The sequence below is a fragment of the Microbacterium sp. SS28 genome, from assembly GCF_022761035.1.
In the GTDB taxonomy this organism is placed as follows: domain Bacteria; phylum Actinomycetota; class Actinomycetes; order Actinomycetales; family Microbacteriaceae; genus Microbacterium.
Genome location: NZ_JAKWJP010000003.1, coordinates 1 through 20,755, shown reverse-complemented (window position 1 = coordinate 20,755; position 20,755 = coordinate 1). Strand labels below are relative to the sequence as shown.

The following is a 20,755-nucleotide window of genomic DNA, read 5'->3' as shown; positions in this document are numbered from 1 at the left end:
GCTTGACGTGCGGCCCCGAGGCCGAGCCAGCATCCCGAGCTGGCGACAACGAAGTCACGAAAGGGTCGAAATGCCACAGCACACAGCCTCCCGGCCGCTCCGGTGGTCGCTTCTCGCGGCGCCGGTCGCCGGAGTCCTCATCCTTGCCGGCTGCTCCGCAGGCGGCGACGGCGGCGACAGCACCGGAGACGCCGGCTCCGAGGGGTTCTCGATCATGGTCGCGCAGGCGAATGACGCCGACGACTTCTACGCACAGACCGCGAAGAAGTACACCGACGAGACCGGCGTTCCGATCGAGGTGATCCCCTACCCCTCCGACGCGTACAACACCCAGGTCACGACGCAGCTGCAGGCGGGCAACGCCGCCGACGTCATGATCCTCAACCCCGGAACGGGACAGGCGATCTCGGTCGTCACGCTGGCGGATGCGGGCTTCCTCGCACCGCTCGGCGGCAACACGGCATCCATCATCCCGGAGGGCACCGAGGCTCTCTACGGCTCGGACGGCAAGCTGTACGGACAGCCCACAGCCCTCGCCCCCGTCGGCATGATCTGGAACAGCGGCGGCGCCGCCGACGTCGGCATCGACGAATACCCCTCGACCTACGAAGACCTGCTCGCCGATTGCACGACGGCTCGCGACGGCGGAAAGTCGTTCACGGTCCTCGCCGGATCCATGCCGCCGAACACCGGCCTGTTCACGCAGCTCATCTCGGCGACGCGCGTCTACCAGGAGACTCCCGACTGGAATGAGCAGCGAGCCGCGGGCGATGTCACCTTCGCCGACAGTGAAGGCTGGAAGGAGACGCTCCAGACCGTCCTCGATATGAGGGATGAGGGCTGCTTCCAGGACGGTGTCGAGGGCGGAACGTTCGACAACATCACCGCAGGAATCGGCGGGGGCACGTCGCTCAGCGCGGTCACGCCCGGCTCGGCCGCCGCCTCGATCGGCACCGCGACTGGTCTCGATATCACCGTGCAGGCGTTCCCGCCGGCCGATGGTCAGGAGCCCTTCACCCTCGCCTCGGCGAACTACGCCTGGTCTGTCAACGCGAAGGCGGACGACGCCAAGCAGAAGTCGATCCAGGACTTCCTCGACTGGGTGGGCTCGCCCGAGGAGTCGAAGGCATTCGCCGACCTGTCGGGCCTCGTCCCGATCACGGGAGTCAGCTCGGCTGACCTTCTGCCCAGCTACGAGCCGATCGGCGACCTGCTCGAGAATGGCGACTTCACAGCTCTCCCGCTGGAGAGTTGGCCGAACCCGGCCGTGTACGACGCGCTCGGCACCGGTGTCCAGGGTCTGCTGACCGGTCAGAAGACCGTCGACGAGGTGCTCGCCGACATGGACGCGGCCTGGGACAGCTGATCGGCTGACCTCAACGTCTGTGCCGCCCGGGGCTTCGGCTCCGGGCGGCACATCCATTCGGGGACGGGGAGTTGTCGAAACAGGGGATTCGACCGAGACATGGTCGCCCGATCCTCTGCCTCGACGCAGTCCTCTGTCTCGCCGAATCACGCGAGGCGCCGAGAGAAGAGCAGGAAATGTCAACCACCCACCGTGTGCACGCGCTCCTGGCCGCCATGACCCCCGCAGAGAAGCTCGGTCAGCTGCAGATCGTCTTCCGGCCGTCATCGACGGATGCCGCGCAGCTCATCCGCGAAGGCATCGGGTCGGTCTTCTGGCCCCGGTCGGCCGCGGCGACGAATGCGCTGCAACGTGTGGCCGTCGAGGAGACGCGGCTCGGCATCCCGGTCCTCGTGGGACTGGACGTCATCCACGGCCAGCGCACGATCGCGCCCGTTCCGCTCGCGCAGGCCGCGGCGTTCGACCCGCCGCTCGTGCGCGAGCTCGCAGCCCTCGCTGCCGCCGAGGCGCGGTCCGGCGGCGTGACCTGGACCTTCTCGCCCATGGTGGACGTGTCGCGCGATCCACGCTGGGGGCGCGTGGTCGAGGGCTTCGGCGAGGACGTGCACCTGACGGCGGTCCTCGGCAGCGCGATGGTGCGCGGCTACCAGGGCACGGATCTCTCGGCTCCCGACGCGATCGCCGCGACGGCGAAGCACTACGTCGCCTACGGCCAGCCCGAGGGCGGTCGCGACTACAACACCGTCGACGTCTCGGAGCATCGGCTGCGCAACGTCTACCTCGAGCCCTTCCGCGCGGTCGTCGCCGAGGGCGCGGCATCCGTCATGGCCGCCTTCAATACGGTGGCCGGTCGGCCCGTCCACGCGAACCGTCACCTGCTGACCGAGGTCCTGAAGGACGAGTGGGGATTCGCGGGGATCGTCGTCGGCGACGCCGATGGGGTGCGCAACCTGCTCCCGCACGGCGTCGCCGAGGATCTCGCGCATGCCGTCGCGCAGGCCTTCGGCGCGGGCCTCGACGTCGAGATGGGCGGCGCGCCCCGCGACCTCGACCCCGCCGACCTCGAGCGGATCGACCCGGCGCGCCTCGACGACGCCGTCGCGCGCGTGCTCGCGCTCAAAGAGGCGCTGGGGCTCTTCGACGACCCCTACGTCGATCCGGCACGCGAACGGATCGAGCCGACGGATGCCGCGCGCGCCCTCGTCCGCCGTGCCGCGGCCCGCTCGTGCGTGCTGCTGAAGAACGACGGGACGCTCCCGCTCAGGGCTCCGGCCCGCATCCTGCTGACCGGCCCGTACGCCGAGTCGACCGACCATCTCGGCGCGTGGACCCAGTCGTTCGGCGCTCACGCGGGATCGATCGCGGACGAGCTGCGCGGTCGTCTCCCGGATGCCGAGGTATCCGTCGTCCCCGGCCTCGGCTTCCTCGACGACGACGCCTCCGGCATCGCCGACGCCGTCGCAGCCGCCCACGAGTGCGACCTCGTCCTCGTGCTCGCGGGCGAGCCGAGTGCGCTCTCCGGCGAGGCGGCCTCGCGCAGCGACCTGCGCCTGCCAGGACGGCAGGAGCAGCTCATCCGGGCGATCGCGGGCACCGGCATCCCGTTCGGCGTCGTCCTCGAAACAGGGCGCCCGCTCGTCGTCGCGGACTGGATCGATGAGGCGCCCGCCGTGCTGGTCGCGTGGCACGGCGGAACCGAAGCCGCCACGGCGATCGTCGACGTCCTGTTCGGCGACGAGGATCCCGCGGGGCGGCTCCCGATGTCGTGGCCCCGCTCGGTCGGGCAGATCCCGATCCACTACGCGCACGAACGCACCGGCCGGCCGGCGTCCACTGGCGGAACCCTCACGACGGAGACGGCCGACGTCGGCCTCGACGGACCCGGCAACGTCCACGAGAAGTACACCTCGAAGTACCTCGACCTCGGGCTCGGCCCGCAGTTCGCCTTCGGCCACGGCTCGGGCTACGCGACGTTCGCACACGGCGAGCCGCGGCTGTCGGGGTCCGAAGTGTCGCCCGACGAGACCGTCTCACTCTCGATCGACGTCACGAACACATCGGCGCGACGCGGGGAAGAGGTCGTGCAGGTCTACGTCGAAGACGTCGTCGCGAGCATCGCACCCCCGGTCCGCCGGCTCGTCGCCTTCGAGCGCCGCACGCTGGATCCCGGCGAGACCACGGTCTTCGCGTTCGGGTTGGGTCGCGAGGCCCTGGGCTTCTGGGCCGCGGACGCCGCGTTCATCGTCGAGCCGGGGCTCTTCCGCCTCCATGTCGGCCCCACCCTGACCTCGACTCAGGCGGTCGAGCTCCGCGTCCGCTGACGACCTGCGGCCTCTCGCATCACTGCGAACCGGAGGAGCGGCGCGGACTCAGCCGAGCGGCCGGTACCGGAAGTCCCGGAACCGCACCGAGCCCTCGCCCGCCGCATACAGCGCGGGGCGCAGGCTCAGCAGATCGCCCATCGTGTTGGCGTGGAATCCGGATGTCTCGTAGCGGATCGCGTGACGCACCCACTCGCCGCCCGGCACCCGGTACCAGCCCGTCACGATGTGCTGGTCGTTGCGCAGGCGCAGCGTCATGCGGTGCGCGGCGGGCGCGGGCTCGCGCCAGTGCGTCGGCCGGCCTCCGTGGTAGCTGCGCATCCGCTCGCCGTCGATGCCCATGCCCGTGAACAGGCGGTCGTTGAAGAACAGCAGCAGACCGCCCTCCCCGCCGTCGACCTCGACGTCCACTTCCACCTCGTACGAGTGGTCCCCGACGATGACAGCGAGCGGCGACGTGTCACCGGGGCCCGTGCCCTTGCCCGACACGACCAGCCCGTCGTCGGCGGAGACCCGACCGGCTTCGCCCGGCGACGGCGCGTGGAACGTCCACCGCTCGCCGAGACGGAACCCCGAGAAGTCGTCCTCGAACGCCGACGATGCCGCCTGCGGAGCGGCGCCGGACGGCGCGGCAAGCGCTCCGCCGATGTCCTGCGACGCCGTGACGGGCCATCCGTCTTCCGACCACTCGATCGGCTCGAGCAGGATCTGCCGGCCGAGAGTGCGATAGCCGTTCTCGTACCCGTGCGACAGCATCCACCAGTCCTGCCCACCGGGCCCCGGCAGGATCGTCGCGTGGCCGCGCGACCACCACTTCTCGCTCGCGTCCTGCGTGCGAGCGACGGGATTGCCGGGACTGTTCTCCCACGGCCCGTGCACCGATCGCGCCCGCGCGACGATCACCATGTGGCCCGTCGCGGGTCCCGCCGTGCCGCCGACGGCGCTCACGAGGTAGAACCACTCCCCCCGCCGGAAGAGCTTCGGCCCCTCGAGCGCATACGCCTCCGTGACCCATTCGTCGGGGTAGCGCCAGCCGTCGTAGACCTGCTCGAGTTCACCGACCGTCGAGAGGCCGTCGGGGGCCAGTTCGATGCGACGGATGCCGCTCACGAACAGGTGGCGCGTGCCGTCCTCGCCGACGACGTGGCCCGGATCGATCGCCCATCGGATCCCGAGGTCGATCGGCTCCGACCACGGCCCGCGCATCGAGGGCGCGTGGATGACGTAGATCGACGGCGCCTCGAGCTGCGACCACGGCGCGGGGATGAACGGGATGTAGATGAAGAAGCGCCCGTCGACCTCGGCGATGTCGACGGCGAAGGTGATGCCGACCGGATTCTCGAGCGCCGGGCCCTCGTACGTCCAGTTGACGAGGTCGGTCGAGCGGTAGAGCAGCAGCCCCGGCGCGGACTCGAACGACGAATACGTCATCCAGTACTCGTCACCCACCTTGATGACGGCCGGGTCGGGCCGGTCGCCCGCGAGCACCGGGTTGAGGTAGGTGGTCATGATGTCGCCTTCTCGCGCGTCGCTGCGCCGACCCAGGTGGAAACGGCAGGAGATGCGGCGAACCTGTCCGCCATCCGCAGGTACCCTGCGGGGCTGGGATGCAGTCCGTCCGGCAGTTCGTCGGTGTCGTCCGGACCGAAGAGATCGAGACCATCGAGGGAGAAGATGGCGGGATCCTCGGCCGCGCGCGACGCAACGACATCACGGAGGATCTCCCGCACCGCGCGGAGCGTGAGCGGCGGCTGGAAAGGATCGAGCGGCGCGCCCGCGTTGCCGCGGCGCTCGCCCGTGACCGGGTCTGTGACGGTGGGTCCGGGGGTGTCCTCATGCATGGGGCAGAAGATCGGAGACATCACCAGGATCGGCGTCGTCGGCGCGCCCTCGCGAAGGGTATCGAGGAAGCCGTGGACTGCCGGGACGAAGGTGCGCCACTTCATGGTGTCGCCACCGACGATGTTGATCCCGATCTTCAGGCTGAGAAGGTCGGCACCCGAGTCCCGCATCGCGCGGGCGGTGAACGGATCGAGGTGCGCGTTCGCGGCGAAGCCCAGATTGGTCACGTCCAGGTCCAGCTCGCCGGCCGCCGCAACGGGCCATACGCCGAGCGGCGTCTCGGCCTCGATGCAGTGGCTGATCGAGCTTCCGTGGTGCCACCAGCGCAGCCGGCCGAGCGGTTCAGCAGGCAGCAGCAGGGCGTCGGCGCGCACATCGCGAATCTCGACCCTCTCGGTCTGCGGCAACCAGACGACGACCCGGCGCTCCTGGGCACCCGTCCCCCCGAGCTCGAATCGCACGATGGCCGGCGCTCCCGGCACGAACCTCGGTCCGCCAGGCTCCGCCAGGTGAAGTTGCGAACCACCCGTTACGCGGGCATCATCGACGGGCTCGCCGTCCACCGTTGCCGAGAACACCGCCCACCGCACATGGTCGGGAACCCAGGGCAGATGCACGCCGGTCGTCTCCACGGTCAGCTCGATCCACGTCGCCGCGGTCCGCAACTCGCAGCGCACGCCGGAGGCCTGCTCCGCCGCGATCCGCATCCAGTCCGAGCCGAACTGCGCCCGAGCGCTCAGCGGCAGCCGCAACGGCGTCAGACCCGTCTCACTGACCTCGACGTCGACCGCGCCACGCAGGCTCGCCCGGATGAGGTCGGAAGTCTCCGGACTCATATCACTCCCCGGCTTCGCCAGCGGCCGTGGACGCCGAGCCCGCGACGCCGCGCTGCGCCGCGATGATGCGGTCCTCGAGATCGTCGCCGCCCTGGCCGAGCCCGTGCGCATCGATGTACTCGACCGTCTCGGCGAGTCCCGCCTCGACCGTCACGACGGGACGGAATTCCGGGATGTCGCGCCGCACCTTGTCGGCGCTGAAGAGCATGTTGTGGGCGAAGACCTTCGTCGCGAACAGGAACCGCTGCTCGTCGACGGCTTCGAGCACCTGGGCGGGCACGCCGACCTGCTCGACCTCGCGCCCGACGACCCGCATCGCTGCGGCGTGGAACTCCTCCCACGTCGTGTGCTGCGGGTGGACGAGGTGGTAGGTCTGACCGAGGCAGCGCTGCTTGCCGAGGGCGCCGACGAACGCGAACGCGGCGTCATCGACGTGCAGCAGGTGGTGCGTCGCGCGTCCGTCGCCGACCTTGATGATCGGCTTCCCCGCCCGGATGCGGTGCACCCACGTGCTGTCGATCCCGAGCTGGCGCAGCGCGCGCTTCGGGCCGTACGTCGTGGACGGCCGGATGATCGTGACGGGAAACCCCGAGCCGTAGTGCGCCTCGAGCAGGACGCGCTCGGCGTCGGCCTTCGCGGCGGCGTACGGCACCGTCGGGCGCACGGGGTGATCCTCGGTCACCGGCATCCAGTCGAATCTCTCGCCCAGGACAGTCACCGTCGATGTGTGGATGACGTGCCCGACGTCGCGGAAGGCGCGGATGCTCGACCGCACGTCGTCGGGCGTGAATGCGATGACGTCGATCGCGGCGTCGAAGCGACCCGCCTGCACCGCCGACTCGAACCGCTCGCGGTCCTGCCGATCGACGACGATCGTCTCGACGCCCTCGGGCGCCGCCGCGGTCGTGCCGCGGTTGACGCACGTGACGTCGTGTCCTTCGTCGAGCAGCCGCCGGACGATGCTCGTGCTGATGTTGCCGGTTCCGCCGACGACGACGACCTTCACGATCGCTCCCTTTCCGTGGTCAGCTGTCCCGCCGCGTGCAGGTCGAGTCGCGCGAAGAAGTCGGCGAACATGAGGCGCACGTCGACCGTGTCGTAGACGACGAGCGGACGAGGATCGGGATGCCGCGCGTACAGCCCGTCCTCGTCGATCCACGGCGCATCCACCGTGCGGAAGGTGCTCGACTCGGTCCCGAGTGCCGTGATCAGGACGGGGGGACTGTCGCCCATGGGCCAGATCCCGCCGATGCGGATGAAGTCGGGCGGTGAGGTGAACCGGTCGTAGAGCCACGACCCGAACTCCCCCGACCTGCGCAGCCCCGCCTCGAGCTCGGCCACGGACATGAGGCACTGCCGGTAGACGTGCTGAGGAACCTGGACGATCCGTGCTCGGCTCTCGTTGAAGACGAAGCGGGCCGCGGCGACATCCAGCTTCAGGTTGTACTCCCACGCGCCGTCCGGGTAGGCGCCGCCGCCGATCCAGACGAGCTCCATCCGCTCGGCCAGTGTCGGATCCTCGCGGAGCGCCGAGGCGAGGTGGGTGAGCGGCCCCCCGCACGCGACGAAGAGGGGCAGCTCATCCTCGCGCCGCGACTCCTCGAGGATGAGGCGAGCGCCGTCGGTGAGCCCGGTCAGCTCGTCGAAGCGCACCTGCACGTCGTCCGAGACCGGGACGTCCGCGACCCCGAGCCGCCGGACGAGCTCTTCGGCGATCAGGCGCGCGGGGTTCCCCGCCGCGTACGGCATTCCTTCCATCGCGATGGACGTGCACGTGATGGCGCGGATCACCGCGGCATCCGCGAGCAGGTGGTGGGCCAGTGCGAGCAGACCGTCGGGATCCCCCGCATAGTCGTTGTCGACGACGACACGCGCCTGCGGGGTGACGGGGATGCGGCGGTAGGCGGCATCCCGAACGGTGTCCGTCGTCATGCCGTGACGCCCGACACCGTGACCAGGCGGATGCGCACGGCACCGACCTCATCGAGCGGAAGAACGCGCAGGCGCTCGTCGCCGTTGAGCGAGCGCCCCGCGACCCAGGTGCCGTCGACGAAGCGTCCCTCGCCGACGGAGTCGTACTCGACGACTGTGCCGTCACGGAAGAAGTCGAGCGTGAGACCCTGGCCGAACACGAGGAATGTGTCGTCGCCCTCGTCGACGATCAGCCCGAAGGGCCTGGTGTCGTGCGGGCTCGCGACAGCGGCGTCGGCGTCGGTCTCGGCAGGGGGCGGAGGCGGCGTGACGGGATGCCCGACGCCCGCGTCGAGCAGCATGCGGGTGAAGAGCGCCCGCGTGCCGCGTGCGACGACTTCGAGATCGCCGATGACGACCCGCGCGGACTCGACGCCCTCCCCGAGCACGATCGCCTCGAGCCGCCCGTCCCGCTGCGCCTGCGGGAGCGAAGACTCGAGCTGAACGAGCTGCCCGAGCAGCTGCGAGACCTGACTGCCGACGCGGATGTCTTCGACGCCGAACGCCGACCAGCCGACGGCTCCCGCGGCGAGAGAGGTCGCGATGTCGGCGACGCGCACGCGGCACTCGGGCACGAAGAGCGTCGCACCGGAGGCGCTGTAGGCGTCGACGACGGGTGCGGCCTCGTCGACGTAGATGTCGGGGCTCAGCATGTCGAGCGACGGGGCACCCGCCCGCCAGACGTCGAGCACGCGCGCCGCCGGGCCGCCGCTCGGGTACTGGCCGGCACGGTCCTGACCCGGCTGCGGACCGAGCCAGGCGTTCGCGAAGAGCGGGACGGGCCAGATGCGCGCAGCGCGTGCCGCGAGCGACTCGACGTAGGTCGAGAACGCCCACGCCATGAAGACCTCGTCGGCCTGCCAGTCGTCTCCGAACAGCTCGCGCCACGTGCCCGCGCGGGGTGCGCCCTGCGCCTCCCACAGCCGCTTCGCGATCGAATCGGCGGCCGTGCGCTCGACGAACGCGACGAGCTCGGCGGGCACCGACCCGGCCCACGCCGCCTCGGCGATGGCCGATCGGTCGCGGCTGTCGGCGAGCAGTCCGACCTCGTTCTCGACCTGGATGAGAGCGACGCGGTCGCGCAGCGGATGCTCGGCGACGAACTGCACGAACCGTTCGAAGGCGCGGCCGTCGGCCTCCCGCAGCGAGGGCGAGAAGACGCTGAGGACCGGCTTGTGCGTCGCGCCCTCGTAGGTGAACGGCGCACGGTCGTGCGCGCCGACCACGGCGCGCGGGAACCGCGCGGCGTCGGCGCGTACCCAGCGCGGGGCGTACGTCGAGGCGGCGTTCTTGAACGCACCGAACCAGAGGAGGACGAGGCGCAGGCCCGCGTGGTCGGCCTCCGTCAGGAGCGTGTCGACCAGCGCGAAGTCGAAGACACCCTCTTCAGGCTCCGAGAGGTCCCAGCACACGGGCGCGATGACGGTGTTGGCGCCGAGGTCGCGCGTGCGCCCGAATGAACTCGTGATCGATGCCGGGCTCGATGACGTCGAGTTGTGCACCTGGCCGCCGAGCAGCAGCGCCGGCTCGTCGTCGAAGAGCAGCCGACCGGCATCCAGTCGCCAGCGCGGCGCGCTCACCGCTCTCCGCCGATCCAGTCCGCGATGGCCGCGATCGTGGGCAAGCCGGTGGGGTCGGAAGGTTCGTTGATGTGGCCGTGGTCGGCGCCGGCTTCGAAATGCAGCGCGGCCGGGATGCCGGCGGCCGCGAGCTGGCGCGCGAACGCCTCGCCCGACGGCCGCAGTCCGTCGAGCTCGCACACGACGACGAGCGTGGGCGGGAATCCCTCGACCGACCCGAGCGCCGCGAACGCGTGCGGATCCCGCAACCCGTTCGCAGACCCCGCGAAGTTGAGGGCGAGTTCACTATGCGGCGACGCGGGGTCCAGCTCGGCCGACGCCTTCGGCCCGTTGGGGTGCACGACGGGGTAGACGAGGACGAGCCCCGCGGGCACCTCATCTCCGGCATCCCGCAGCCGCGCGACGGCACCGGCCGTCAGGTTGCCACCCGCGCTCGCGCCGCCCAGCAAGACAGCCGACGCGGGGACCCCGAAGAGCTCCTCCGCGTGGGCGACGGCGTGCCGCCACGCGGCGAGCACGTCGTCGGACGGCTCGGGGAAGTGCACGTCGCCGAGGCACTTGACGTAGTCGACCGCGAGCACGGGGATGCCGCGGGCCGCGAGTTCGAGCGCGACCCAGTGCGACTCGGGCATGTCGAGATGCCCGCCGATGAAGGCGCCGCCGTGCACCCACACGAGGGCGCGACCGGATGCCGCGGCCGACGCGTCGCGGTAGAGCCGGGCCGGAACGAGCCGCCGGCCGGGTCCGTCGATGCGCAGCTCTCTCGTCTCGACGCCCGCGAGCCGCGGGAATCGCCGGCGCAGCGACGCGTCGTCGATGTCGGGACGCGGGTCGGCGGGCTCGCCCTGCTCACGGAACAGGCGCAGCACCTCGGGCAGGGGCAGGGTGCGGAAGTCGACCTCGGCCTCAGGCATGCGCGGCCACTGCCCGCATCGAGGTGCGGATGAGGTCGTGCTGCTTGCGCACGAGCAGCAGCGGGTCGACCTCGCCGAGCTCGGCGAACGCGTGCCCCTCCCACTCGCTCGACCAGTAGCCGCGGTAGCCGCCCTCGACGAAGACGCGCACGAGCTCGGGATAGTCGATCGCGGGCTCCTGGCCGTTCTCGTCGATGTCGTAGAACTTCGCGTGGACGTGCGTGATCTGCGGCATGATGTCGGCCCATTCGCGCGGGTAGACGCGGCCGTGCATGTTGAACGCGAGGTGCGCGAACGAGCCCAGGCGGCCCGGGTCGAAGTCGCGGCTCTGCAGGTAGGCGATGAACTCCTGCTGACGCTCGCGCATCGAGGCATCCGTCGCCCAGATCTCCTGCAGGCGCGCGACGGCGGCCTCGTCGAGTCCTGCGCGCTGCACGGCCCGCAGGAGCGTGGGGGACATGCTGTGCATCGTCGACGAGAAGTCCGCGACGAACCCGAGCAGAGGCGAGTCGAGCTCGGCATAGGTGTCGCGCACCTTGAGGATGGGCTCGGCGTTGGGCCCCATCGGCGCGTGGATCTCATAGGCGAGCTTCAGCTCGAGCTTCTCGGCGACGGGCAGCAGGCGGCGCAGCAGCTCGGGCTTGGCACTCTGGATGCGTACGAGCGGGAAGCCGAGCTTCTTGGCGCCCTGGAACATGAGCTCGCTGAACTCGAACTCCTCGTCGGGCGTCATGTCGCGGTCGCGGCGGCGGCCCATGTCGAGATTCGCGCCGAAGGAGCTCTCATCGAAGCCGTGCTTGTCGAACGCCGCTCGCCACGTGCGCACGAACTCGTCCGAGACGACGGGGTAGGTCGGCAGCACCTGCGACGCGACGATCTCGATGCCGGGTCCGATGCCGAGTTCGGCGACGCGATCGAGCAGACCGTCGAAGTCGAACCAGCCCGCACGGAACTCCGCGCTCGCCGAGTAGAGCGTGAGGCCCAGCTTGAACGGGTCGTCCTCCGTTGCGGCGGGCGGCGGCGGCACATCGCGGACGAGGGCGGGCGGCGCGGCATCCCGATCCGTGACCGTCAGCGTGAACGCCTGGCGCACGATGTTCGGCACGTACATGCCGGGACCGCCGTCCTGCCCGGGTGCGATCTGCATGTACGGCAGGCGCAGCTCGCCGAAGATCTCGACGTCGTGCTGCTCGCCGAGCGCGACCGGGGCGTCGCGGCGCACGACGAGGAGCGGATGCTGCTGCAGGAACCACAGCACGTCACTCTGCAGAGGCAGCTCGGCGATGTCGTAGCGCCGCCCGTCCAGCTCGAGAGCGAGATCGGCCGCGGGCACCTCGGCGCCGTCGACCGTGACGCGCAGCGTCGAGACCGACGAGAGCCACAGGCTGCGGTACCAGGGGAGGGTGAGCTTCAGCGCGAGCCCGTCCGGGTGCGGGCGGAGGCTGTCTTCGGCGATGAGTCCGTTGGGCATGGTTCTTTCCTGTCCGTTCAGAGACGCGTTGCGATGGAGCGGATGAGGGAGTGCTGGCGGCGCACCTGCTCGATCGAGCGCCACGGGATGCGGTCGCCCTCGTACTCGCTCGAGAGGTAGCCCGTGTAGCCGGCGTTCTTGAGCGCGCCGAGGACGGGCTCCCACGGGATCTGCTGGTCTTCGAGGTTCTCGTCGATGTCGTGGAACTTCGCCTGGATGAACACGACGTATTTCGCGATGTCGGCGATGTCGGCGGGATCGACGCCGATGCCGTCGAGGAACGCCGGACGCTGGCCGGGCAGCTCGCCGGGCCTCAGGGGAATCGGGCGATCCTGGAAGATGCCGGTGTCGAGCAGGAGGCCGAAATGCTTCGTGCCGGTGCGTTCGATGAGGTCGATGTAGTCGTCGACGACCTCGTGCTTGATGGGCGTCGGCGAGTGGATCTCGGGGCAGACGATCACGTCGAGCTCCGCCGCGAGGTCGAGCGAGCGCTCCACCGACTCGGTCCAGATGGGGTGCGGCACGAGGTCGCTCGAGACGACGCCGATCTTGGGTCGCACGAACTGGAACCCGAGGCGCTTCGCGAGCCGAAGGTCGCGCTGCAGCATCGCGGCGCCCTCGACGGCCGTGAGGTCGCGCGCGTTCTTCCCGCTCGAGTGCAGGCGCGTGTCGATCCACGAGCCGTAGTTCGTGGGCTCGAGCGAGTACTTCTCGAGCAGCGCGAACCACCGGTCGATCCACTCGGTCGTCGGCTCGGGGTAGCGCTCGATGTGGCCCTCGCCGAGGATCTCGATGCCCGTCGCGCCGACGTCGGCGACCGCGGCGAGCGCCGTCTCGAGGTCGAGCACCGTGCCGTAGTCGGTCATGAAGCTGTAGAGCGAGACGCCGTACTTGAAGGGCCCGCCGTCCTCGCCCGAGGTCAGGGTGATGTGGCGCGAGACGCGGTAGGTCGAGGGCTGGTGCTCCTGCGGGATGTACGACATGCGCAGCCGCAGCTCGATCGAGACCTCGTGCGTGCCCTCGGGAAGTCCTCCCGCGAACGGCACGGTCACGATCGCGGCCTCTTCGAGCGGCCAGCGCACGCCCTCCGAGTCCCACAGCTCCTGCAGCGAGTACGTGCGGCCCTCGAAGGTCCAGAGCGCGACGTCGTGGGCGACATCGACGATGTCGCCGACCCGCACCGAGACGCCGTCGATGAGGGATGCCGCCATCCCGCGATACGACGGCATCCGCAGTCGCAGCTGGAAGCCGGTGACCTCGCCTCCTTCCCGGACGTTGCGGAATCCGACGGACTGGATGAGGTCTCTTTCGAGAAGCATCGATGCTCGCTCTCTGGCTGCGGACCCGCGCCGAACGGGCGGGGCGTCGGCTCCACTCTAGACCATTCGGCATGTTTTCGACATAAGTAGGATTGATGCGCGCATAAGCCGCGCTGACCCGCGGTCATCGTCGCGAGCGATACGCCCTACCGGGTCCATAGACTGCGCGGATACACTGAACGGACCCCGAAACCGGAGGACCACACCGTCGTGTCCGATCAACCGCTGCTGTCCCGGCTCGACCTCAACCTGCTGGTCGCGCTGGATGCGCTGCTGACCGAGCGCAGCGTCACCCGCGCCGCCGAGCGCCTGCACTTGAGCCAGCCCGCCCTGAGCGCATCGCTCGCACGTCTGCGCACGCACTTCAACGACCCGATCCTCGCTCGCCGCGGCAACACCTACGAGCTCACGCCGCTCGCCCTGCGGCTCACGGAGCACACGACGACGGCGCTCGAGGCCGCACGCCGCGTGTTCGAGAGCCAGGCCAGCTGGAGCCCGCGCGAGTCGACGCGCGAGTTCTCGATCTACGGCTCGGACTACGGCTTCGCGACGATCGGCAGCGAGGTGTCGCGACTCGCGGCCGAGTCCGCACCCGGCGTGCGCTTCCGCTTCGTCCTGCACAACCCGACGATCGTCGACGACGCTCTCAACCGGCTGCGCGCCGCGGACGGCATGGTCATCCCGCACGGCTACCTCGTCGATCTCCCCTACGCCGACCTCTGGCGCGACGGATGGGTCATCGTCGCGTCCGAGTCGAACGAGCTCGTCGGCGACGAGCTCACGATGGAGGTGCTCGGCGCCCTGCCGTGGGTCTTCACCTACCAGTCGCGGACGGCCTTCACCTCGGCGGCGCGGCAGCTGCAGCAGCTCGGCATCGAGCCGCACGTCGAAGCAGTCGTCGAGAGCTTCCTCGCGCTGCCGCACTTCATCGCCGGCACGAACCGCCTCGGACTGCTGCAGGCGGGGCTCGCGCACGTCGCCGAGTCCGTCGCCGGCGTGCGCATCCTGGAGGCGCCGTTCGCCGCGACGCCCGTCGTCAACGCGCTGTGGTGGCATCCCGTCCACAGTCGCGACCCCGAGCACGCCTGGATGCGCGGCATCTTCGACGAGGCCGCCAAGATCGTCTCGACCCGGCTGCACCCCGTCCTCGCCGGCTGAGCCGAGACGGTCGCGGGTCCGGGCGTTCGCGGTTCGCACGGACCCGTCAGACGAGCCGCAGCTCCGCCTCGATCGCCGCCGCCGTGCGCAGAAGCGGAGGGATGTACGCCTCGACGAGGTGCTCGATCGAGTCGCGCGTCGCGCTCGTCGAGACGTTGAGCGCAGCGACGACCCGGCCGTCCCGGCCGTGCAGCGGAGCCGCGACCGAGCGCAGCCCCGGCTCGAGCTCGCCGTCGACAAGAGACCAGCCCTGGTCGCGCACGCGCGCGAGCTCGTCGTGCAGATCGCCGAGGTCGGTCAGCGTGCGGTCGGTGAGGGCCGGCAGAGTGGATGCCTCGAGCGCGGCATCCGCCTCGCCCTCCGTGAGCCCACCCAGCAGGACGCGCCCCATGCTCGTCGCGTACGCGGGGAATCGCGTGCCGATCGTGATGCGGACGCTCATGATGCGGCGTGTGGGGACGCGCGCGATGTAGACGATGTCGGCGCCGTCGAGCACGGCTGCCGAGACGCTCTCGTCGACGTCGCGCGAGAGCTGCTCGAGGTGCGGCTGCACGATCTCGGGCAGCGAGAGCGCCGAGAGGTAGCTGAAGCCGAGTTCGAGCACTCGCGGAGTGAGCGCGTACGAGCGGCCCGTCCCCTCACCCGCGCCGCGCACGTAGCCGAGGGTCTCGAGCGTGCGCAGGAAGCGCCGCGCCGCGGCGCGCGGCATGTCCGACCGCCGCGCGACGTCGCTGAGGCTGAGCTCGTGGTGGTCGGCGTCGAACGCGCGGATGACGGCCAGCCCCCGCGCGAGCGACTGCACGAAGTCGCCGGATGTCGCGTCCTCCGCCACCGTCATGCTCTACCCCCCACGCGAGATGTCACTCGTGTCACCTTAGGTGCGCGTTCCGCGTACACCGGTGAAGATCCGCGATGCTCTCGTCATCGCTCGAGGACAACGGCGAGGCCCTGGCCGACGCCGATGCAGATCGCGACGACCGCGACGCCTCCCCCGCGGCGCTTCAGCTCGTGCGCGGCGCGGCCGATGATCCGCCCACCCGAGGCGCCGAGCGGGTGCCCGATCGCGAGCGCGCCGCCGTGGACGTTGACCTTCTCGGGATCCAGGTCGCGCCACAGCTGCACGCACGCGAGGCTCTGGGAGGCGAACGCCTCGTTGAGCTCCACGAGGTCGACGTCCGCCCATGTGCGGCCGGCCCGCGCGAGGGCGCGGTTCGCGGCCTCGACGGGCGCGACGCCGAACACGTCCGGGTCATTGCCGAAGACGCCGCGGCCCGTGATGCGGGCGAGCGGCTCGGCATCGAGGGCACCCTCGCGGCCGAGCAGCACCGCTGATGCGCCGTCGTTGATGGGCGACGAGTTGCCCGCCGTCACGGTGCCGTCGGACGCGAACAGCGCCCGCAGGGTGCCGAGCTTCTCGAGCGTCGTGTCCTCGCGGATGCCTTCGTCGCGCGCGAGTTCGGCCCCGGCGACCTGCGTGATCTCGCCGGCGAAGACGCCGTCCGTCCACGCCTGCGCCGCGAGGCGATGGCTGCGCAGCGCGAACGCGTCCTGCGCGTCGCGCGAGATCGAGTAGATCTGCGCGAGCTTCTCGGCCGACTCCCCGTTCGAGATCGTCCAGTCCTTGCGCAGCGCGGGGTTGACCATGCGCCACCCGATCGCGGTGTTCCAGAGCGTCTGGTTGCCCACTGCGGGGAACGGCTTCGCCGACTTCTCGACCACGAACGGTGCGCGGCTCATCGACTCGACCCCGCCCGCGAGGATGAGGTCGGCATCGCCCGCCTCGATCGCGCGCGACCCCTGGATGACGGCCTCGACGGACGAGCCGCAGAGGCGGTTCACCGTGACGCCGGGCACCGACGACGGGAGGCCCGCGAGCAGCGCGCCCATGCGCGCGACGTTCCGGTTGTCCTCACCGGCCTGGTTCGCGTCGCCGAAGATCACGTCGTCGATGCGCGCGGGGTCCACGCCCGTGCGTTCGACGGCGGCCTTCATGACGACGGCGGCGAGGTCGTCGGGGCGCACGCCCGAGAGCGCTCCTCCCGCGCGGCCGAACGGTGTGCGGACGGCGTCGTAGATGACGGATGCGGTCATGTCAGCTCCGTTCGGCCGGCTGGAACGGCGCGGGGTCGTAGGCGAGTGCAGGCGGGAAGTCGAACTCGTGCAGCAGAGTGAGCCCCGTGAGCTCGGACAGCGAAGCGACGGTATTGTCTCCGAACGCCTCGCGCACGAGGAAGCCGTCGGGTGTCACGTCGAACACGGCTTGGTCGGTGTAGACGCGGGTGACGCAGCCGACGCCCGTGAGGGGGTAGGTGCACGCGGGGACGAGCTTGGACTCGCCCGTCTTGGTCAGCAGGTCGGTCATGACGTAGACGGCCTTCGCCCCGATCGCGAGGTCCATCGCACCGCCGACGGCGGGGATCGCGCCGGGCGCGCCCGTCGACCAGTTCGCGAGATCGCCCGTCTCGCTCACCTGGAACGCGCCGAGCACGCACACGTCGAGGTGTCCGCCGCGCATCATGCCGAACGAGTCGGCGTGGTGGAAGTACGCGGCGCCGGCCAGCGCTGTGACGGCCTGCTTGCCGGCGTTGATGAGGTCGGGGTCGACGTGCGCGGCATCCGGTGCGGGCCCCATGCCGAGCAGCCCGTTCTCGGTGTGCAGGATGATCTCCTGGTCGGCAGGCAGGAAGTTCGCGACGAGGGTCGGCGCGCCGATGCCGAGGTTGACGTACGAGCCCTCGGCGATGTCGGCGGCGATCCGCGCCGCGAGCTGGTCACGGCTGATGCGCGTGCTCATCGGTCGTTCTCCGTTCCGGCGGCCGCGAGCGGCCTGCCCTCGAGGTCGACTCCGCCGACGAAGACGCCGTCCTCGAGCCACGGCCGCTCGCCCACGGCGACGACGCGGTCGACGAAGATGCCCGGCGTGACGACGCTCTCCGGGTCCAACGCGCCGAGCGGCACGATCTCGTCGACCTGCACGACAGTCGTGGTCGCGGCGGACGCCATGATCGGACCGAAGTTGCGCGCCGTCCTGCGGTAGACGAGGTTGCCCCAGCGGTCGCCCTGCAGCGCGCTCACGAGGGCGAAATCCGCCGTGATCGGGTACTCGAGCACGTACTGCCGGCCCTCGATCTCGCGTGACTCCTTGCCGGCCGCGAGCTCGGTGCCGACGCCGGTGGGCGAGAAGAAGGCGCCGATCCCGGCACCCGCCGCCCGGATCCGCTCCGCGAGGTTACCCTGCGGCACGAGCTCCAGCTCGATCCGCCCGTCGCGGTACAGACCGTCGAAGACGTGCGAGTCATGCTGGCGCGGGAACGAGCACACGATCCTCCGCACGCGACCTTTCGCGAGGAGGGCCGCGAGGCCCGTGTCGCCGTTGCCGGCGTTGTTGGCGACGATCGTGAGGTCTCCCGCACCCTGCTCGATGAGCGCGTCGATGAGCTCGACGGGCTGCCCCGCCCGTCCGAACCCGCCGATCATGACGGTGGACCCGTCGGGGATGCCGGCGACCGCGGCCGCGGCATCCGGAACCGTCTTGTCGATCACCGGGACTCCTTTGTTCGCTATGCGAACGCGCGTTCGCAGACTGATACGATCAGGATACTCTGGAAGCCGCTCGCTGCGGCGCCCCGACTCCCACTGGATGGGAGGCGCGGGTCAGGCGCGCGCCCGCCCGCGCGCGATCTGGATGCCGATCGCGAACGCGACGGTCAGCGCGCCCCACAGCGCGCACGCCTGCGGCAGCACCCGGTAGCCGAGGTGCGCGGGCGTGAACTGCGCGTCGAACGAACCCCACGTCGCGAGCCCCAGAACCCAGGCGCCCGCGAGCAGGACGGGGAGCGAGAGCCACCAGCCCCAGCGCAGCCACGAGGGGACGAGTCGGGGGACGGATGCCGCTCCCCCGCGCCGCCGCAGCCACAGCAGCGCCCAGATGCCGATGATCGCGAGGCCGATGACACTCGAGCCGTGCTGCAGCCATTTGTAGCCGGCGAGCGGACCCCACTGCTGCGCGAGCGGCGGGAACACGTCCGCACCCCAACGACCCTTGTGCGTGAAGAGGTCCCACAGGATGTGGCTCGCGACACCGAGGGCGAGGGACGCGAGCAGCAGCAGCATGCCGGTCCACGACACTCGCGACCGTCGCACGCCGTCCGGCCGCTCATCCGTCCGGATCGCGAACGTCTCGCGCGCGGCCCCGGCCGTACCGACGTCCCACCCTGCCGGGAGCCGGGCGGCGAGCCATCGGGGCGAGAGCTCCCGCGTCGCGGGGCGCAGGACGCACCGCCACACGAGCAGCAGGATGAGCGCGAGCACCGTCGTGGCGGGCAGCCACGCGAGGTCATGCGTGCGCGCGTACCCGAAGATCGGAGCGCGCACGAAGAGCGGCAGGTCGGGAGCCATCGCCCCGACCGCGATCGCGGCGGGGATCAGGGGCGTGCGCAGGAACGGCAGCGCGACGACCGCGTGGCTCGGCGTGAACGGCATGCTTCGACAGGCTCAGCGACCGGGGAGAGAGGAAGCCGGACGGATCAGTCGACGAAGAGGCCGGCGAGGGTCTTCTTGCCGCGGCGCAGCACCGAGACCGAGCCGGGGAGCGTCCCGTGGACGGTCGCGGCATCGTCTTCGACGCGGGCGCCGTCGATCGAGACGCCGCCCTGCGCGATGGCGCGGCGCGCTTCGCTCAGGCTCGTGACGAGTCCCGTGTCGACGAGCGCCTGCACGACGGGCGTGCCCGAGGCGACAGCGGCGTTCGGCAGCTCCTCGAGTGCCGCACGCAGCGTCGCGGCGTCGAGCTGGGTCAGGTCGCCCTGGCCGAAGAGGGCCTCGGATGCCGCGATCACGGCGGACGTGGCATCCGGTCCGTGGACGAACGTCGTGACCTCGAGGGCGAGGCGCTTCTGCGCGGCGCGACGGAACGGCTCGGCCTCGACGAGGCGCGCGTATTCGTCGATCTCATCGCGCGTGAGGAAGGTGAAGATCTTCAGGCGCGGCAGGACGTCGGCGTCGTCGGTGTTGAGCCAGAACTGGTACATCCGGTACGGACTGCACATCGCGGGGTCGAGCCAGATGGCGTTGCCCTCGCTCTTGCCGAACTTCGTGCCGTCGCTGTTCGTGATGAGGGGCGTGCCGATCGCGTGCACCGAGACGCCCTCGACGCGGTGGATCAGGTCGACGCCGCTCGTGAGGTTGCCCCACTGGTCGGACCCGCCCGTCTGCAGCACGCAGCCGTACGCGCGGTGCAGCTCGAGGTAGTCGAGGCCCTGGAGGATCTGGTAGCTGAACTCCGTGTAGCTGATGCCGGCCTCGGAGTTGAGGCGGGCGCTCACGGCGTCCTTCTTGAGCATCGTCCCGACGCGGTAGTGCTTGCCGATCTCGCGGAGGAAGTCGATCGCGCTGAGCGGCGCCGTCCAGTCGAGGTTGTTGACGATGCGCGCAGCGCTGTCACCCTCGAAGCTCAGGAAGCGCTCGACCTGCGAGCGCAGGTAGCCGACCCATTCGGCCACCGTCTCCTTCGTGTTGAGCGTGCGCTCTGCGCTCGGCCGCGGGTCTCCGATGAGACCCGTCGAGCCACCGACGAGACCGAGCGGCTTGTGGCCGGCGAGCTGGAGCCGGCGCATGAGGAGCAGCTGCACGAGGTTGCCCAGGTGCAGGCTCGGCGCTGTCGGGTCGAAGCCGCAGTAGTACGTGATCGGGTCGCCCGCGAGCAGGTCGCGAAGCGCGTCCTGATCGGTCGAGACGTGCACGAGTCCACGCCAGAGCAGCTCGTCCCACACGTTCCCAAATGCGGGATCGTTGGCGGGCGCGAGCGCGGTCACAGCAGTTTCGGGCACGCGCTTCACGCTATCAGCGGCCTGTTCGGGCTGTGTCATCGGTCGTCGCTCCGGTCGTCGCTCCGGTCTGCGCGCAGCAGAGATTCGGTCCGTTAACGTGAAATGGCCACCCAGCTTTGGGTGGCCATTTCATGAAAGAAGTCCGGCGG

At 70.5% G+C, this 20,755-nt stretch carries 17 protein-coding genes; 3 read left to right on the top strand and 14 right to left on the bottom strand.

The window, feature by feature from the left end:
- Nucleotides 1-70 precede the first annotated feature (70 nt).
- Both MJ607_RS09300 and MJ607_RS09295 read left to right on the top strand, forming a co-directional pair.
- Nucleotides 71-1,366: an ABC transporter substrate-binding protein gene (locus tag MJ607_RS09300; protein WP_243075311.1), complete on the top strand. Its 1,296-nt coding sequence runs from the start codon at nt 71-73 to the stop codon at nt 1,364-1,366.
- 176 nt (nt 1,367-1,542) lie between these two features.
- Nucleotides 1,543-3,687, top strand: a complete 2,145-nt coding sequence (locus MJ607_RS09295; protein ID WP_243075310.1) for a glycoside hydrolase family 3 N-terminal domain-containing protein — start codon at nt 1,543-1,545, stop codon at nt 3,685-3,687.
- Between the two features lie 48 nt (nt 3,688-3,735).
- Here MJ607_RS09295 and MJ607_RS09290 read toward each other — a convergent pair whose 3' ends face one another.
- The 8 genes from MJ607_RS09290 to MJ607_RS09255 all read right to left on the bottom strand — a co-directional run bounded on the left by MJ607_RS09290 (nt 3,736) and on the right by MJ607_RS09255 (nt 13,620).
- A complete protein-coding gene (locus MJ607_RS09290) occupies nt 3,736-5,196 on the bottom strand; it encodes a family 43 glycosylhydrolase (protein ID WP_243075309.1) in 1,461 nt (486 codons plus the stop codon).
- Nucleotides 5,193-6,236 (bottom strand): GDSL-type esterase/lipase family protein, encoded by a 1,044-nt coding sequence (locus MJ607_RS09285; RefSeq protein WP_243075308.1) that lies wholly within the window; start codon nt 6,234-6,236, stop codon nt 5,193-5,195. Before MJ607_RS09285 ends, MJ607_RS09290 begins: the two co-directional genes overlap by 4 nt.
- 130 nt (nt 6,237-6,366) lie before the next feature.
- The gene (locus MJ607_RS09280) at nt 6,367-7,371 is read right to left on the bottom strand and encodes an NAD-dependent epimerase/dehydratase family protein (protein ID WP_243075307.1); all 1,005 of its coding nucleotides are present in this window, start codon (nt 7,369-7,371) and stop codon (nt 6,367-6,369) included.
- Entirely contained in the window at nt 7,368-8,297 is a 930-nt protein-coding gene (locus tag MJ607_RS09275; protein WP_243075306.1) for a nucleoside hydrolase, read from the bottom strand. The genes MJ607_RS09280 and MJ607_RS09275 overlap by 4 nt, the downstream gene beginning before the upstream one ends.
- Nucleotides 8,294-9,916 carry a DUF5597 domain-containing protein gene (locus MJ607_RS09270; protein ID WP_243075305.1) on the bottom strand — a complete coding sequence of 541 codons (1,623 nt, stop codon included), beginning with the start codon at nt 9,914-9,916 and terminating at the stop codon, nt 8,294-8,296. The genes MJ607_RS09275 and MJ607_RS09270 overlap by 4 nt, the downstream gene beginning before the upstream one ends.
- Entirely contained in the window at nt 9,913-10,830 is a 918-nt protein-coding gene (locus tag MJ607_RS09265) for an alpha/beta hydrolase (RefSeq protein ID WP_243075304.1), read from the bottom strand. Before MJ607_RS09265 ends, MJ607_RS09270 begins: the two co-directional genes overlap by 4 nt.
- The gene (locus MJ607_RS09260) at nt 10,823-12,301 is read right to left on the bottom strand and encodes a DUF6379 domain-containing protein (protein ID WP_243075303.1); all 1,479 of its coding nucleotides are present in this window, start codon (nt 12,299-12,301) and stop codon (nt 10,823-10,825) included. The genes MJ607_RS09265 and MJ607_RS09260 overlap by 8 nt, the downstream gene beginning before the upstream one ends.
- A gap of 17 nt (nt 12,302-12,318) precedes the next feature.
- Nucleotides 12,319-13,620 (bottom strand): DUF6379 domain-containing protein, encoded by a 1,302-nt coding sequence (locus MJ607_RS09255; protein WP_243075302.1) that lies wholly within the window; start codon nt 13,618-13,620, stop codon nt 12,319-12,321.
- 210 nt (nt 13,621-13,830) lie between these two features.
- On the opposite strand from MJ607_RS09255, the gene MJ607_RS09250 reads away from it, so the two are divergent.
- Nucleotides 13,831-14,778: a LysR family transcriptional regulator gene (locus MJ607_RS09250; RefSeq protein WP_243075301.1), complete on the top strand. Its 948-nt coding sequence runs from the start codon at nt 13,831-13,833 to the stop codon at nt 14,776-14,778.
- Between the two features lie 46 nt (nt 14,779-14,824).
- On the opposite strand, the gene MJ607_RS09245 is transcribed toward MJ607_RS09250, so the two are convergent.
- From MJ607_RS09245 to tyrS, 6 genes are all read right to left on the bottom strand, one after another.
- Complete coding sequence (locus MJ607_RS09245; protein WP_243075300.1) at nt 14,825-15,616, bottom strand: IclR family transcriptional regulator C-terminal domain-containing protein; 792 nt, start codon at nt 15,614-15,616, stop codon at nt 14,825-14,827.
- A gap of 83 nt (nt 15,617-15,699) precedes the next feature.
- Nucleotides 15,700-16,869: a thiolase family protein gene (locus tag MJ607_RS09240; RefSeq protein WP_243075299.1), complete on the bottom strand. Its 1,170-nt coding sequence runs from the start codon at nt 16,867-16,869 to the stop codon at nt 15,700-15,702.
- A gap of 1 nt (nt 16,870) precedes the next feature.
- Nucleotides 16,871-17,572 (bottom strand): 3-oxoacid CoA-transferase subunit B, encoded by a 702-nt coding sequence (locus tag MJ607_RS09235; protein WP_243075298.1) that lies wholly within the window; start codon nt 17,570-17,572, stop codon nt 16,871-16,873.
- Nucleotides 17,569-18,321, bottom strand: coding sequence for a 3-oxoacid CoA-transferase subunit A (locus MJ607_RS09230; protein ID WP_243075297.1), 753 nt, complete (start codon nt 18,319-18,321; stop codon nt 17,569-17,571). The genes MJ607_RS09235 and MJ607_RS09230 overlap by 4 nt, the downstream gene beginning before the upstream one ends.
- Nucleotides 18,322-18,432: 111 nt before the next feature.
- Nucleotides 18,433-19,260: a DUF4184 family protein gene (locus MJ607_RS09225; RefSeq protein WP_243075296.1), complete on the bottom strand. Its 828-nt coding sequence runs from the start codon at nt 19,258-19,260 to the stop codon at nt 18,433-18,435.
- A 44-nt stretch (nt 19,261-19,304) separates the two neighbouring features.
- The gene (gene tyrS / locus MJ607_RS09220; RefSeq protein ID WP_374238046.1) at nt 19,305-20,645 is read right to left on the bottom strand and encodes a tyrosine--tRNA ligase; all 1,341 of its coding nucleotides are present in this window, start codon (nt 20,643-20,645) and stop codon (nt 19,305-19,307) included.
- Nucleotides 20,646-20,755: the final 110 nt, after the last annotated feature.

What these genes read in the sequence shown, in the direction of transcription:
- MJ607_RS09260 (WP_243075303.1), bottom strand. Translation starts at nt 12,301, where the DNA reads ATGCCCAACGGACTCATCGCCGAAGACAGCCTCCGCCCGCACCCGGAC.
- MJ607_RS09300 (WP_243075311.1), top strand. Translation starts at nt 71, where the DNA reads ATGCCACAGCACACAGCCTCCCGGCCGCTCCGGTGGTCGCTTCTCGCG.
- MJ607_RS09275 (WP_243075306.1), bottom strand. Translation starts at nt 8,297, where the DNA reads ATGACGACGGACACCGTTCGGGATGCCGCCTACCGCCGCATCCCCGTC.
- MJ607_RS09240 (WP_243075299.1), bottom strand. Translation starts at nt 16,869, where the DNA reads ATGACCGCATCCGTCATCTACGACGCCGTCCGCACACCGTTCGGCCGC.
- MJ607_RS09235 (WP_243075298.1), bottom strand. Translation starts at nt 17,572, where the DNA reads ATGAGCACGCGCATCAGCCGTGACCAGCTCGCGGCGCGGATCGCCGCC.
- MJ607_RS09285 (WP_243075308.1), bottom strand. Translation starts at nt 6,236, where the DNA reads ATGCGGATCGCGGCGGAGCAGGCCTCCGGCGTGCGCTGCGAGTTGCGG.
- MJ607_RS09290 (WP_243075309.1), bottom strand. Translation starts at nt 5,196, where the DNA reads ATGACCACCTACCTCAACCCGGTGCTCGCGGGCGACCGGCCCGACCCG.
- MJ607_RS09255 (WP_243075302.1), bottom strand. Translation starts at nt 13,620, where the DNA reads ATGCTTCTCGAAAGAGACCTCATCCAGTCCGTCGGATTCCGCAACGTC.
- MJ607_RS09295 (WP_243075310.1), top strand. Translation starts at nt 1,543, where the DNA reads ATGTCAACCACCCACCGTGTGCACGCGCTCCTGGCCGCCATGACCCCC.
- MJ607_RS09225 (WP_243075296.1), bottom strand. Translation starts at nt 19,260, where the DNA reads ATGCCGTTCACGCCGAGCCACGCGGTCGTCGCGCTGCCGTTCCTGCGC.
- MJ607_RS09245 (WP_243075300.1), bottom strand. Translation starts at nt 15,616, where the DNA reads ATGACGGTGGCGGAGGACGCGACATCCGGCGACTTCGTGCAGTCGCTC.
- tyrS (WP_374238046.1), bottom strand. Translation starts at nt 20,645, where the DNA reads ATGACACAGCCCGAACAGGCCGCTGATAGCGTGAAGCGCGTGCCCGAA.
- MJ607_RS09265 (WP_243075304.1), bottom strand. Translation starts at nt 10,830, where the DNA reads ATGCCTGAGGCCGAGGTCGACTTCCGCACCCTGCCCCTGCCCGAGGTG.